We start from the raw sequence: 14200 nt of genomic DNA, 5'->3' as shown, positions 1-14200 counted from the left end.
CGACAGTTAAGCCATCCTCGGGGCACAAGGTACAGCCCGGATTTTACGGGGCAGGAGGGATTCTCATGAATATGTCTTTTGGTCTGCGCGAAGAGAACCGCGCCCTTTTGCAACGTGTTGCCGATATGGTCCGCGATGAGATCATGCCGCTGGAAGAGGAATACCAGGCCGAGATCAACAAAGGTGACCGCTGGCAATATACCGAACGTCAGGCTGAGATTCTTGAGGGGTTGAAGTCCAAGGCCATGGCGGCTGGGCTGTGGAATTTCTGGCTGACAGACAGCGATAAAGGATTCGGGCTGACGACTGTGGAATATGCCTATTTCGCAGAAGAGATGGGTAAAACGCCGCTGGGGGCCGAGGTGTTCAACTGCTCCGCGCCGGATACCGGCAATATGGAGGTGTTCGAACGCTACGGGACCGAGAAGATGAAAGCGCAATGGCTGAAGCCTCTGCTCGATGGTCAGATCCGCTCGGCCTATTTGATGACCGAACCGGATGTCGCCTCGTCCGATGCGACCAATGTGTCGATGTCCTGCGTACGGGACGGTGATGACTATGTTCTGAATGGCGAGAAATGGTGGTCATCAGGCGCAGGCGATCCGCGTTGCAAGGTTTACATTGTGATGGTCAAGACCGGGGGCGAGGATCAGCCAAAGCACAAGCGCCAATCGATGATCGTGGTGCCTGCAGATGCCCAAGGGATCGAAATTCTGCGGCCCATGCAGGTCTACGGTCACGACGACGCCCCTCATGGCCATATGCATATCCGGTTCACCAATGTGCGTGTGCCTGTAGAGAACATCCTTTTGGGCGAAGGCCGTGGGTTCGAAATCGCGCAAGGTCGCTTGGGGCCGGGGCGCATCCATCATTGCATGCGCGCAATCGGTCAGGCGGAAAGCGCGCTGGAGCAGATGTGCAAACGCTCCATGCAGCGCGAGGCATTTGGCAAAAAGCTGGCGCAGCTGGGGGCCAACTACGACATCATCGCCGAATGCCGGATGGAGATCGAGATGGCCCGCCTGCTGTGTCTCAAAGCGGCGTGGTACATGGATCAGGGCGACGCGCGGGCGGCGGCCCCTTGGATCAGCCAGATCAAAGTGGTTGCGCCACGCGTCGCGCTGAAGGTGATTGACGAAGCGGTGCAGATGTTCGGCGGGCAAGGGGTCAGTCAGGATACACCTCTGGCCACGGCGTGGACCCATGTGCGGACCCTGCGGCTGGCCGATGGACCGGATGCGGTACACCGTCGTCAGGTCGCACGTGCGGAACTGAAAAAACATACGCAGGAAAAGGTCTGATCCCGGATGGCCGCAGCGCTGGATTTCGAAGGTTTGGCCTATTTTCGTCAGGTCGAAGATGGAGCCTTTGTCGGCAATGATCCGGCCCGTGGCCCGTGGTCAGCAGATCACTGTCATGCGGGGCCGGTCGCGGGACTGATCGTGCGCGCGGCCGAAACCGAGGTCGGCCCCGAGAAGATGTTGACCCGGCTGACGGTCGATCTGCTGCGTCCATTACCCTTGGCCGGGTTGCGTGTGTCGGCAGAGACGACACGCCACACCAAGACGTTGGCAACAACGCGGGTCACAGTTCACGATTTGGATGACACGCTCTGTGCAACTGCCTCGACCATGCATCTGGTGCGGCGTGATCTCGGGGCTGTGCCCAATGTCGATATCACCGGGCCAAGTTATGACACGGCGGTTGACGGCCCGTTTCCGATTGGTGAAATTCGTCATGAAAAAACGGGTTTCGCGCATTTCAGCGATGTGAAATACCCTGCGGGTACGCAGCATAGGCCTGGCCCGAAAACCGTCTGGATGCGTACGCCTCAATTGCTTGAGGGTGAAGCGCAATCGCCAATCCAGTCGATTTGCGCGCTTGCGGATTGTGGCAATGGCATTTCTTGGAATGCACCGACATCTGAAATGGGATTCATGAACACGGATCTGACAGTGAACATCCACCGAGAGCCTGCGTCGGATTGGCTGGCGTCCGAGTCGCTGTCACATTGGCAGCCGTCGGGTGTTGGTATGTCGCAATCTGTCCTCTTTGACACTGAGGGTCCTGTCGGAACGGCGCTGCAGACCCTCATTCTATTCCCGCCAAGCTGACCCTATCGGCTGGTTTCTGCATGATGCCTATTAAACGCGTTGCCGCTATGAGGTCCGCACCCTATCTTGCGCGCATGCGTTGGCTGATCCCGTTCCTGACCTGTTGCCTGCCATTACCGGCCTTGGCCCATCCGCATGTCTTCATCGACACCGGATTGGAATTTATCGTGGATGAGGGAGGCCAATTAACTCATATCCGCGTGACTTGGGCCTATGACGAATTTTTCTCGCTGCTGCAGCTTGAGGATATGAAGCTTGATCAGGATGGCGATGGTGCCCTGACGAAACGCGAAGAAGCCACCCTGACAGGTTTTGATGCGGAATGGATCGAAGGGTATAACGGAGATCTTGTGGTGACCGCGGGCGGTGCTCCGGTTGCTTTGTCCGGCCCGCTGGAACCTCAGGCCACGGCGGAGAACGGGCGGATTATCACCTCACATTTGCGCGCGGTCGAAGGGGGCGCTGTTTCGGCGGCTGCCCTGTCGGCCAAACCGTTTGATGAGACCTACTATACCGCTTACGAGGTGAATCGACCGGTAACCGTTACCGGGCCTGCATCATGTGTGATGGAGCGGATCGACCCGGATATTGATGGGCAGTTGGCGCAGATGCAGGCGTTCTTGCTGACCTTGGATGCAGAATACGACCTGGAAGAGAATGATATCCCGCTGGTCGGGGAAAGCTTTGCAACCGAAATCCTGATTTCATGTCCAAATACCTGATTGTACCTGTTGCGCTTGCATGTGGCCTGTTGCTGTGGTTCTGGGGCAGCGGTGGATTTGACAGCCTCGCGGCCTGGGCCGCCGGAGAGCAGCGCGAATTCCAGAACCAGATCGCCCGCGCCTTGCGCGCCACCCGCGCCGGAGAGCCCGAGGCCGTCGCAACGCTTCTGACAGTATGCTTTGCCTATGGGTTTTTTCACGCGATTGGACCGGGGCATGGCAAGGTTCTGATCGGCGGATACGGCCTGGGCCGGCGCGTTGCATTCTGGCGCCTGTCGGCCATCAGTGTGCTGTCGAGCCTTGGGCAGGCGGTGACAGCGGTGGTTCTGGTTTACGCCGGGGTCCTTGTTTTTCAGACGTCGCGTGAGGCGCTTGTAGGCACGACCGAAAAGGTTATGGCCCCAATCAGCTACGCAGCAATTGCTGCAATCGGGCTTTGGCTTGTTTTCAGGGGCGTCCGCAGTTTTGCAAGGCGATCACTTATTGTGGCCAAGCCCGCACAGGCTCATGATCACACTCATGGTCATTCCCACGACCACCACCACCACGACCACCACCACCACGACCATCATCACCACAAGGGTGAGGTCTGCTCGGATTGTGGCCATCGACACGGCCCCAGCGCGGAGGAGGTTGCCAATGTTGGCAGTGTTCGCGAGGCGATGTTACTGATCGCAGGCATCGCTGCACGACCCTGTACCGGAGCGCTATTTGTCCTGATTTTGACTTGGCAGATGGGTATCGCTTGGGTCGGAATCGCCGGGGCTTTTGCTATGGCACTGGGCACCGCACTGGTCACCACCTTGGTGGGCTGGACGTCTTTTGGCTTGCGAGGAGGGTTACTGGCTTCGGCATCGGCGACGCGCTTTGCGTCTGTACTCGCGCCGACAATTGAACTGGTGGCTGGGCTGGTAATTGTCGTGATCGCGAGCGGCCTGCTGTTGCGCGCGATTTAGAAGACCGGATCAGGATAGCCGACCCGTGCCAGATACAACCCTTGCGGCGGGCAAACCGGCCCGCAGACGGCGCGGTCTTCGGCTTCCAGAGCGTCACGCACATCCTCGGGCGACCATGATCCCGCGCCAACACGTTCCAGAGTGCCCACAAAGCTGCGCACCTGATTGTGCAGGAATGACCGCGCGCGCACGTGGAAATGAACTTCGGGGCCCGAGAACCCTTGTACCTGTTCAACCCGCAACTCATCCAAGGTTTTCACCGGGCTGGCCGCCTGACAGATCGAGGATCGGAAGGTGGTGAAATCATGCCGCCCGATCAACATATCCGCGCCCGCCTGCATGGCCTCGACATCCAGCTGATGGTTGATTTGCCAAACCTGCCCTTTGTCGTGGGTCGCAGGCGCGCGGCGCATGAGAATGCGGAACAGGTATTGACGTTCAACCGCTGTAAAGCGCGCGTGCCAGTCATCATCGACCCGAGCAGCCTGAACAATCGCCACCGGCTGCGGCTTGAGGTGATAGTTCAACGCCTCAGATAGGCGGAACGGGTCCCAGTCCTTGACCAGATCGCAATGCGCCACTTGCCCCAGCGCATGTACACCCGCATCGGTGCGCCCGGCGGCGGCTATGGTGTGATCACCCTGCTGGATGTGAGACAAGGCCTGTTCGATGGCCCCCTGAACCGAGGGCAGCTCTTTCTGGCGCTGCCATCCGGCAAATGGCTCCCCTTGGTATTCGACTTTCAACGCATATCTGGGCATGGGCCGCTGGTAGCGCGCGGCGCGCAAACGGGCAAGGGGGCGAAAGCGCTGGCATGTCCGGCAGCGGCTACCTATCTTGGGCAAAACGATAATTGCGGGGCGACAATTTGGTCATCTCATCCCTGGCAGACAGTCTGGTGCGCGGCGTCGAAACCATTGGCGACAGCGTGTCCGAGACGTTTTTCGAGCCAGTCATCCGTCTGGGCGTCACCGGTCTGGCGCGATCTGGCAAGACGGTGTTCATCACGTCGCTGGTAGCAAATCTGCTGGACCGGGGCCGCATGAGCGGCCTTGTCGCGCAGCAAGAGGGGCGGATCAACGCGGCCTACTTGCAACCGCAACCGGACGACACGGTCCCTCGGTTCGACTACGAATCTCACCTGTCCGACCTCACAGGCCCACAACCGCACTGGCCCGAAAGCACACGCGCGGTGTCCGAGTTGCGCCTGTCCTTCAAAGCCCGACCAGCCGGGTTGCTGGCAGGGCTTCAGGGACCGCGCACCATACATCTGGACATCGTGGACTATCCCGGCGAGTGGCTTTTGGACCTTGCGTTGCTGGACAAATCCTACGCCGACTGGTCGCAGGAGACGTTGTCGCGCATCGAAAACCGTCCTGAGGCGGCCGAGTTTCTGGCGCAGGCCCGTGGCACTGATCTGACAGCGACGCATGATGAGCCTACGGCACAGGCTCTGGCCGCTGCGTTCACGACCTATCTGAACACGGCGCGGGACGCTGGTTTCTACGATTGCACGCCGGGTCGTTTTCTGTTGCCGGGCGATCTGGCGGGCTCTCCGGTTCTGACCTTTGCGCCTTTGCCTGTGTCCGACCCCTCGCGCCGTCGCACCCTGCAACGCGAGATGGAGCGGCGCTATGAGGCTTACAAATCTCAAGTGGTGAAGCCGTTCTTCCGCGATCATTTTTCTCGCATTGACCGTCAGGTCGTGCTGGTCGATGCGTTGGGCGCAATCCACAAAGGCCCGCAAGCGGTTGAGGATATGCGCCGCGCCATGGGCGATATCCTCTCGGCCTTCCGTCCGGGGCGCAACGCGTGGCTCAGCCAGTTGCTGTTGGGCAAGCGGGTCGAGCGCATTCTGTTTGCGGCCACCAAGGCCGATCACCTGCACCACACGCAACACCCGCGCCTGACCGCGATCATGGAGGCTCTGACTCGTGAGGCACGTGATCGAGCGAGCTTCGCTGGTGCTGAAACAGCGGCCCTGTCGCTGGCCTCGCTGCGTGCCACGACCGAAGAGATGCGCAGCCACAACGGAACCGAGCTGCCCTGCGTCCGGGGCACCTTGCTGGACAGTGGTAAACAAGCCGCGTTCTACCCCGGAGAGCTGCCAGATGATCCATCCCATCTGCTCGGCCCGGCCCAGAACGGGGCCGATGCGTGGCTTGGCGATGATTATGGTTTCATGGCCTTCGCTCCGGCCCAGTTGACACTGCGCCCTGGCGACGGCCCACCGCATATCCGTTTGGACCGGGCCGCGCAGTTTCTGATCGGAGACCGGCTGTGACTGTCACCCTCCGCCCCGCCCGCAGCACCGATGCCGGTGCGACCGGGGAAATCCTGCACGGATTTTCACGCGAGAATGACTGGATGCCGGAACTGCATAGCTGTGCCGAAACCATCGCATTTTGCGGCCGCATGATTGATCAGGGCTGGGTCACGGTGGCTGAAACCACGGATGGGGTGGTTGGGTTTCTGGCGTTGAACGGGTCGGATGTGCATTCACTGTATTTGACGTCCGCTGCGCGCGGGCAAGGGATTGGCCAGCGGCTGCTCGATCATGCGAAGGCGCAGCGCTCGCGCCTGACTTTGTTTGCCTTTCAGGCAAATACCGGGGCGTGCAGGTTCTATGAACGCAATGGCTTTGCCGAGGTCGCTCGAAGCGACGGGGCGGACAACGATGAAAACCTGCCTGACATCAAATTTGTCTGGCGTAGTAAAGGGGCAGAGAATGGCTAAAGGCCCGGTCCTGATCGACCTCGAAACAGATGAGCCCGCAGCCGACGTGGCCAAGGCTCCTCCGGTACCCGATCTGGTACCGCCGCAAGGGCAGGCGATGCAAAGCGCAGCGCGATTTGCCGCCCGTAAACCCTCGGTCTTGGCGCGCTGGTTCTGGGGATTGGCGCTGGCTGTTGTAGGGGCTGCAATCTCGATAGCTGCTTGGGATTTCGCGACCTCCTTGATCGCGCGCGCGCCCATTCTGGGATGGGTTGTCACCGGTTTGATCGGAGCGTTGGTCTTAGTCGCACTGATCGTTGCCGTTCGGGAACTGGCCGCGATTGGCCGCCTGTCCCGCGTTGACGGATTGCGCCGCGCAGCGGATCAGGCCTTGGCGGATGCCGATCTGACCAAGGCGCGCGCTGCCACGACCCGCCTGATTGCCTTTTACAAGGGTCGTGATGAAACCAAGTGGGGTCGTGATCGGCTGTCCGAACGTATGTCAGAACAATTCGACGCCTCTGGCTTGATGGCTTTGGCCGAGGATGAGTTGCTGGCCCCGCTGGACACTGCTGCCAGCCGCGAGGTTGAGGCCGCCGCTCGTCAGGTAGCGACGGTGACGGCTTTGGTGCCCTTGGCCCTGGCGGATGTGGCGACGGCGCTTGCAGCCTCGTTGCGGATGATCCGGCGGATTGCCGAGATATATGGGGGACGAGCTGGATTTCTGGGCAGTTGGCGTCTGACCCGTGCGGTGTTTGTGCATCTGGTCGCAACTGGCGCGGTTGCGGTGGGCGACGATTTATTGGAACCGGTGCTCGGTGGCTCGGTCCTCAGCAAACTGTCCCGCCGGTTCGGCGAGGGTCTGGTGAACGGCGCGCTTAGCGCCCGAGTGGGTGTTGCCGCGATGGAGGTGTGCAGGCCCTTGCCGTTTTCGGATCGCCACAAGCCATCGACCCGTGCCGTGATCAAACGGGCATTGAAGGGGCTGTTTTCCAAGGGTTGATCTGACGCAAAGCGCATCTGACAGCCCTTCGTCACACTGAACGGAACGGAGGGCCAGCCATGACAGATCACGGTCACAGCCAGCAGGAGATCGCACAGCGGATCAACGCACCACCGGGCCGCGGCGTTCTGCGCGATGTGGTTTATGGGGGTATCGACGGTTCGGTAACCACATTTGCCATCGTTGCAGGTGTCGCTGGGGCTGGGCTGTCATCGTTTGTCATCGTGGCGCTTGGGTTGGCGAATGTTCTGGCCGATGGGTTTTCGATGGCGGCAGGGAATTACTCGGGCACCAAGGCTGAACTGGACAACATTAAACGCATCCGTGCGATCGAGGAACGCCACATCGCGCTCTATCCCCAGGGGGAACAGGACGAGGTGCGTGAAATTCTGGCGCAGAAAGGTCTGTCAGGGCCAGTGCTGGACGATGCTACAGCTGCCATCACCTCGAACCACGAAAGTTGGATCAATCTTATGATCGAGGGCGAATACGGACTGGGCAGCGTCGATCCGCATCCCATCAAGGCAGCGCTGGCTACGTTTTTTGCTTTTTTGTTAGCTGGTTTGATCCCGTTGTTGCCCTTTTTGATCGCACTGGAAAATGCCTTTGCAATCTCAGCATGGATGACAATGGGTGTGTTCTTTGCCATTGGTGCGTTGAAAAGCCGATGGTCGTTGGTGCGTTGGTGGAAATCCGGGTTTGAGACGCTGTTGATCGGCGGCGCAGCGGCGGCGATTGCCTATCTGGTTGGATCGCTTTTTCATCCCTGACCGCATTGGCTGGAATTCCTGACTGTTGCTCTGGGACCCAAGCGGTGTAGCTTGCGCCGATAACAGCTACGGAGCTTCAATTGGAATCGCTGCTTGTTCTTCTTGGCCTGATTGTTTTAGCGATACCTGTCACGATCATTGTGCTGTTGGTTGGGCAAACACGATTGCGTCGCAGGGTCGAGCAGTTGGAAAAGCAGCTTCAGTCCTTGTCACCAACGCCGCAAGAGGCTCTGCCGCCAGAACCTGAGATTGAATCAGAGGAACCTGCGCCTGCCGCAGGGCCCGCTCAATCGCCCTGGCCTGCTGCCAAGATCGAACCTGAGACAAGCGAAGTAGAGGACACGCAAGGCGCTGTTGTCTTTCGGCAGGATCGGTTTGCCGCGCTTTGGGGCTGGTTGCGCGAAAACTGGTTCTATGCCGTCTCAGCCCTGTCCTTGGCGCTGGCTGGGATTTTTTTGGTTCAATACGGGGTTGAGAACGGTCTGCTGCCACCATCAGCACGTGTTGCCGCCGCATTGGCCTTTGGCGCGGCTCTGATCGCCGCGGGCGAGTTTGTCCGTCGCAAGTTTGGCGATGATGAAGACGCCAGCACCGCCTATCTGCCATCGGTCTTCTCTGGTGCAGGGCTGGTGACTTTATTCGGAGGTGTTCTGGCCGCCCGGCAGCTGTACGACCTGATCTCACCCGAAGCCGCACTGGGCGGCATGGTGTTAATCGTGCTTCTGGGGTTGGTTCTTGGTTGGTTTCATGGTCCCTTACTGGCCGCAGTTGGCTTGCTGGGCGGTTTTGCAGCGCCCTTTGTGGTTGGCGGATCTTCGGATGATCCAACCTGGCTGTATGGGTATTTCTTCATTCTCGCGTTTCTGGGGCTGGGTATCGATACCGTGCGCCGCTGGGCATGGATCACGGTTTTGACCCTGTTCGCTGCCTATGCGTCCAGCTTGCTGCTGGTATTGTCTGCACCGTTGACGGAACCCGGATATCTGACCTGTGCTACTGCGCTGGCGGTGCTGGCGATTGCGGTCCCCGCACGGCGTCTTTGGCCCGATCACACCGGCCCAATGGTGGCTGAACTGATTAGACGTAAAAAAGGGGATCCCTGGCCTGAGTTTCTGACGCGTGTGGCCTTTGCCGCAGTCGCGGTCAGTTCGGCAATCCTGTCACTGCATTGGGCGGATTCGTCTGGGGAATTCTGGCTGGGCATCATCCTGCTAACAGGGCTGCTGCTGGGCCTGATCCTGTGGGCCAAAAATGCGCCCGCATTGCAGGATGTCACGGTGTTCCCTGCGATAGGTTTGATCGCATATGTCCTGATGCACGGGCTGGACGGAGGGGTCGTCGCGCAGACCTTCGCGGCCACCTATGCCGAAACCGTTGAAGCAGATGCCCCGATGGTGGTCACTGGATTGATGGCGCTGGCCGCTTTGATTTCCATCCTCGCCGCCTGGCGATCCTTTGGCGCGGAGCGTTATGCCGCTGTTTGGGCCGCGGCAGCGGTGCTGTTTGCCCCCGCAATGGCCATAGCATTGGAAATAAGCTGGAAACCCGCCACCGTGATCGGCCCATACCCTTGGGCATTGCACGCTATCGTTTTGGGTGCGTTGATGGTGGGGCTGGCAGAACGGTTCGCGCGGGTTGATGCGGATAACCGATTGCGGCCAGCATTGGCCACCTTATCCGCGCTGTCCTGCCTGGCCTTTGCCTGTGTCATCGTCCTCAGTTCAGCTGCTTTGACCATCGCGTTGGTCGCTACGATTGTAGTGGCGGCGGCGCTGGATCGCCGGTTCACCCTGCCACAGATGAGCTGGTTCATTTGGGCCGGAGTGTTCACGGTAACTGTGCGCTTAGTGTTGGACCCCGGTTTGCGCTGGGCAGACACCGCGCCCCTGTGGGAGATGACATTGGTCTATGGCGCGGCCACGTTGGGCTTTGTTGCAGGTTGGGTGCTGATCAAACCGCTGGACCGCCCAATTGCCAAGATGCTGCTGGAAAGCGCCGCTTGGGCGACCGGCGGCATCCTGCTGTCACTGCTTTTGCTGCGCTGGCTGGAAACCTTCGGCGAAGGCGGCGCGCAGAATAGCCACTGGGGGCTAGGTCTGCTGTCGGTCATCTGGTTGCTGCTGGCTTTTGCGCAGGTGCAACGGTTCGAACTGGGCGGCAAGCTGACCTATCTGCGCTATGCGTTGGCGGTGTTTTTTGCCGGGCATGGCCTTATGCGGTTGTTCGAAGCGTTGGAGATCAGCAACCCGCTGCTGAACCCTTTTGCCGCGCCGGTTCTCGGCCCGCCTGTGCTGAATACACTGGCCGTGGCCTATCTGTTGCCTGCGCTGGCGATAGGGTTCTCGGCATGGCGCATTCCGGCGATACCTCTATGGCTGCGACGCGCCTGCTATGGCCTGAGTACCGCATTGGCCGCGGTTTGGCTGGGCCTGATGATCCGCCATATCTGGCAGGGTGCCGACGGCATGTATGAGAGCAACGGGGTTACCCAGCCGGAGCTTTATACCTATACCATGGCGCTGTTGTTGATAGGTGCTGCGCTGTTCTATCAGTCTCTGGCGAGTCGATCCGAGCTGATGCGCAAGGCGGGGCTGGCGGTGATCGGGCTGGCGGTGGCCAAGGTCTTCCTGATCGATATCGCGGGTCTGGGTGGGTTGATCCGGGTGTTCTCGCTGCTTGCATTGGGGCTGGCGCTGGCGGGTCTGGCATGGCTCAACCGCTGGGCAAAACTGCGCCACGGGATGCAGGGGCAGGACCCTCTGGACCATTAGGCGCAGGCGTCCTATAAGCGCGGCCATGTTTGACCGTTTGGCCATCATTATTCGAATTATATCCCCGGCGCTCTGATATCGCGAGACGCCGGGCAAAGGTGCTTGAGTTATCGCACTGACCGCTTCGATCTAGACACGACCAGACCATCCTGAGGACGCCCCAAATGTGCGCCGACACGACCCAAGCACCTGATTATAAAGACACGCTGAACCTGCCCAAAACTGACTTTCCCATGCGCGCTGGCCTGCCCAAGCGCGAGCCTGCATGGTTGGAGCGCTGGGAGAAGATCGGCGTCTATGACCGCCTGCGCGAGAAACAGGGCCGCAAGCCCTTTACTCTGCATGATGGCCCGCCCTATGCAAACGGCCATTTGCATATCGGCCACGCGCTGAACAAAACCATCAAGGACATGATCGTACGGTCCCATCAAATGATGGGCTTTGACTCGCGCTATGTGCCCGGCTGGGACTGCCACGGCCTGCCGATCGAATGGAAGATCGAAGAGCAGTATCGCAAGAAGGGCAAGAACAAGGACGAGGTGAACATCGTCGACTTCCGTCAGGAATGCCGTAAGTTCGCCGAAGGCTGGATCGACATCCAGCGCGAAGAATTCAAGCGCCTGGGCATCACCGGTAACTGGCCCGATCCTTACATCACGATGGACTATCACGCCGAAGCCGTGATCGCCGATGAGTTCATGAAATTCCTGATGAACGGCACGCTCTATCAGGGGTCCAAGCCCGTGATGTGGTCGCCGGTTGAGAAAACCGCGCTGGCCGAAGCCGAGGTCGAGTATCACGACAAGGAAAGCTTCACCATCTGGGTGAAATTCAAGGTCTTGATCAATGAAACCACGCCTCCGGTCACCGGCGAATTGGGGCAGGTGCAACCACTTGGCGATCTTGATGGATCTTACGTTGTAATCTGGACGACGACCCCGTGGACCATGCCGTCCAACAAAGCCGTGGTTTATGGATCGGACATCTCTTATGGCCTCTATGAAGTCACCGGTGCACCTGATGAGTGCTGGGCCGCGGTTGGTGACAAATTCCTGCTAGCCGACAATCTTGCCGCCGATGTGCTGGGCCGCGCGCGTCTGAACGACGATCAGTGGACCCGTGTCCGCGACGTCACCGCTGATGAGCTTGCGACGCTCAGCCTTAAGCACCCACTGGCTGGGGCTGAGGGCGGCAATGGCGAATGGGACGACATCCGCGACTTCCGCGCCGCTGAGTTCGTGACCGATACCGAGGGCACCGGCTTTGTCCACTGCGCGCCGTCCCACGGGATGGAGGAATTCGAACTCTATCGCGATCTGGGCATGCTCGAGCAGGTCATCACCTATAACGTGATGGACGATGGCTCGTTCCGCGCCGATCTGCCGTTCTTTGGCGGCAAATACATCCTGTCTCGTAAGGGTGGTGAGGGCGACGCGAACAAAGCCGTCATCGACAAGCTGGCCGAGGTCGGCGGGCTGCTGGCGCGTGGCAAGATCAAGCACAGCTACCCGCATTCGTGGCGCTCGAAGGCTCCGATCATCTACCGTAATACGCCGCAGTGGTTTGCATCTGTTGACCGCAAGCTGGACGATGGCATGGGTGAGATGGGGGATACCATCCGCGAACGTGCCCTGCGGTCCATTGACGAATTGGTGAAATGGACGCCGCAAACCGGGCGCAACCGCCTGTATTCGATGATCGAGGCGCGCCCGGATTGGGTTCTCTCCCGCCAGCGCGCCTGGGGAGTGCCGCTGACCTGTTTCACCAAGAAAGGCGTTTTGCCCACCGATCCCGATTTCCTGCTGCGCGACCCGGCAGTGAATGCTCGTGTTAAGGAAGCGTTTGAGCAGGACGGTGCGGATTGCTGGTATCTTGAAGGCGCGAAAGAGCGGTTCCTGGGCAATGACTACAACCCGGACGACTACGATCAGGTGTTTGACGTGTTGGATGTGTGGTTCGATTCCGGCTCGACCCACGCCTTTGTGCTGCGTGATCGCGAAGACGGCACCGAAGACGGTATCGCCGATGTGTATATGGAAGGCACCGACCAGCACCGGGGATGGTTCCATTCGTCGATGCTGCAGGCCTGTGGCACCAAGGGCCGCGCGCCATATCGGAACGTGGTGACCCACGGCTTCACGCTGGACGCCAAGGGCAACAAGATGTCCAAGTCGCTGGGCAACACCATCGTTCCGGAAGAGGTCGTTAACCAATACGGCGCAGATATCCTACGCCTATGGGTCGCTCAGACCGACTATACCGCCGACCAGCGGATCGGGCCGGAAATCCTGAAAGGCACCGCCGACAGCTATCGTCGTTTACGGAATACGATGCGGTTCATGCTGGGCTCATTGGCCGACTTCACAGAGGCGGACCGGGTTGAACCGCAGGATATGCCGCGTCTGGAACGCTGGGTGCTCAGCCGTTTGGCGGAATTGGATGAACAGGTACGCAAGGGCTATGCGTCCTTCGATTTTCAGGGCGTATTCAGTGCGGTGTTTACCTTTGCCACGGTTGACTTGTCCTCGTTCTATTTCGACGTTCGCAAGGACGTTCTGTATTGTGACGGCGATAGCGACCGACGGCGTGCTGCACGGACTGTTCTGGACATCTTGTTCCACCGCCTGACCACATGGCTGGCGCCGGTTCTTGTGTTCACCATGGAAGAGGTCTGGTTGGAGCGGTTCCCCGGCGGCGACAGCTCGGTCCATCTGATGGATTTCCCCAACACCCCCGCCGACTGGCGTCACGCGGAACTGGAGGCCAGTATGGCCAAGGTGCGCCGTGTGCGCCGTGCAGTGACCGCTGCGCTCGAGGTTCAGCGTCAGGACAAGGTGATCGGATCGAGCTTGGAGGCCGCGCCGGTCGTACATGTGGAAGACAGCGAAACTCGCGATTTGCTGGCAACCTTCGATGTTGACGACATGTGTATCACCTCCGGCCTGACTGTCACCGGCGATCCGTCCCCGGCCGAGGCGTTCCGCGTGCCGGAGATCGAAGGCGTCTCGGTGGTGTTTGAAAAGGCCGAAGGTGCCAAATGCCAACGCTGCTGGAAAATCCTGCCTGACGTTGGGCTGCACGCCCATCCCGGCGTTTGCGGACGCTGCAACGAGGCACTTGAATAAACATCTCGCCCCCTCTGGAAACAG

At 59.7% G+C, this 14200-nt stretch carries 11 protein-coding genes; 10 read left to right on the top strand and 1 reads right to left on the bottom strand.

What is annotated here, in order from left to right; genetic code table 11:
- Positions 1-65 precede the first annotated feature (65 nt).
- From ACR0EL_RS13235 to ACR0EL_RS13220, 4 genes are read left to right on the top strand one after another with little or no spacing between them, the layout of a single operon-like run.
- The gene (locus ACR0EL_RS13235; RefSeq protein WP_480500372.1) at positions 66-1301 is read left to right on the top strand and encodes an acyl-CoA dehydrogenase family protein; all 1236 of its coding nucleotides are present in this window, start codon (positions 66-68) and stop codon (positions 1299-1301) included.
- Positions 1302-1307: 6 nt separating this feature from the next.
- Positions 1308-2114 carry a thioesterase family protein gene (locus ACR0EL_RS13230; RefSeq protein ID WP_480500371.1) on the top strand — a complete coding sequence of 269 codons (807 nt, stop codon included), beginning with the start codon at positions 1308-1310 and terminating at the stop codon, positions 2112-2114.
- A 47-nt stretch (positions 2115-2161) separates the two neighbouring features.
- On the top strand, positions 2162-2836 hold the full coding sequence (locus ACR0EL_RS13225; protein ID WP_480500370.1) for a DUF1007 family protein: 675 nt from the start codon (positions 2162-2164) through the stop codon (positions 2834-2836).
- The gene (locus tag ACR0EL_RS13220) at positions 2821-3792 is read left to right on the top strand and encodes a nickel/cobalt transporter (protein ID WP_480500368.1); all 972 of its coding nucleotides are present in this window, start codon (positions 2821-2823) and stop codon (positions 3790-3792) included. Before ACR0EL_RS13225 ends, ACR0EL_RS13220 begins: the two co-directional genes overlap by 16 nt.
- Here the strand turns inward: ACR0EL_RS13220 and truA are convergent.
- Complete coding sequence (gene truA, locus ACR0EL_RS13215) at positions 3789-4553, bottom strand: tRNA pseudouridine(38-40) synthase TruA (RefSeq protein ID WP_480500367.1); 765 nt, start codon at positions 4551-4553, stop codon at positions 3789-3791. The genes ACR0EL_RS13220 and truA overlap by 4 nt on opposite strands.
- 107 nt (positions 4554-4660) lie before the next feature.
- Between truA and ACR0EL_RS13210 the strand changes: the two genes are divergently transcribed.
- The 6 genes from ACR0EL_RS13210 to ileS all read left to right on the top strand — a co-directional run bounded on the left by ACR0EL_RS13210 (position 4661) and on the right by ileS (position 14176).
- On the top strand, positions 4661-6076 hold the full coding sequence (locus ACR0EL_RS13210; RefSeq protein WP_480500366.1) for a YcjX family GTP-binding protein: 1416 nt from the start codon (positions 4661-4663) through the stop codon (positions 6074-6076).
- Positions 6073-6528, top strand: coding sequence for an N-acetyltransferase family protein (locus ACR0EL_RS13205; protein WP_480500365.1), 456 nt, complete (start codon positions 6073-6075; stop codon positions 6526-6528). Before ACR0EL_RS13210 ends, ACR0EL_RS13205 begins: the two co-directional genes overlap by 4 nt.
- On the top strand, positions 6521-7510 hold the full coding sequence (locus tag ACR0EL_RS13200) for a YcjF family protein (protein ID WP_480500364.1): 990 nt from the start codon (positions 6521-6523) through the stop codon (positions 7508-7510). The genes ACR0EL_RS13205 and ACR0EL_RS13200 overlap by 8 nt, the downstream gene beginning before the upstream one ends.
- A gap of 59 nt (positions 7511-7569) precedes the next feature.
- Entirely contained in the window at positions 7570-8280 is a 711-nt protein-coding gene (locus ACR0EL_RS13195; RefSeq protein ID WP_480500362.1) for a VIT1/CCC1 transporter family protein, read from the top strand.
- Positions 8281-8360: 80 nt separating this feature from the next.
- Complete coding sequence (locus ACR0EL_RS13190) at positions 8361-11051, top strand: DUF2339 domain-containing protein (RefSeq protein ID WP_480500361.1); 2691 nt, start codon at positions 8361-8363, stop codon at positions 11049-11051.
- Positions 11052-11215: 164 nt separating this feature from the next.
- Positions 11216-14176 (top strand): isoleucine--tRNA ligase, encoded by a 2961-nt coding sequence (gene ileS, locus ACR0EL_RS13185; RefSeq protein WP_480500359.1) that lies wholly within the window; start codon positions 11216-11218, stop codon positions 14174-14176.
- Positions 14177-14200: the final 24 nt, after the last annotated feature.

The organism is Ruegeria sp. AH12, assembly GCF_056541465.1.
The sequence above is the reverse complement of the archived record's forward strand: the minus strand, read 5'-3'. Positions and strand labels throughout refer to the sequence as shown.

Coding starts and splice junctions, on each gene's coding strand:
- ACR0EL_RS13195 (WP_480500362.1), top strand. CDS start 7,570: ATGACAGATCACGGTCACAGCCAGCAGGAGATCGCACAGCGGATCAAC.
- ileS (WP_480500359.1), top strand. CDS start 11,216: ATGTGCGCCGACACGACCCAAGCACCTGATTATAAAGACACGCTGAAC.
- ACR0EL_RS13220 (WP_480500368.1), top strand. CDS start 2,821: ATGTCCAAATACCTGATTGTACCTGTTGCGCTTGCATGTGGCCTGTTG.
- ACR0EL_RS13200 (WP_480500364.1), top strand. CDS start 6,521: ATGGCTAAAGGCCCGGTCCTGATCGACCTCGAAACAGATGAGCCCGCA.
- ACR0EL_RS13230 (WP_480500371.1), top strand. CDS start 1,308: ATGGCCGCAGCGCTGGATTTCGAAGGTTTGGCCTATTTTCGTCAGGTC.
- truA (WP_480500367.1), bottom strand. CDS start 4,553: ATGCCCAGATATGCGTTGAAAGTCGAATACCAAGGGGAGCCATTTGCC.
- ACR0EL_RS13225 (WP_480500370.1), top strand. CDS start 2,162: ATGAGGTCCGCACCCTATCTTGCGCGCATGCGTTGGCTGATCCCGTTC.
- ACR0EL_RS13235 (WP_480500372.1), top strand. CDS start 66: ATGAATATGTCTTTTGGTCTGCGCGAAGAGAACCGCGCCCTTTTGCAA.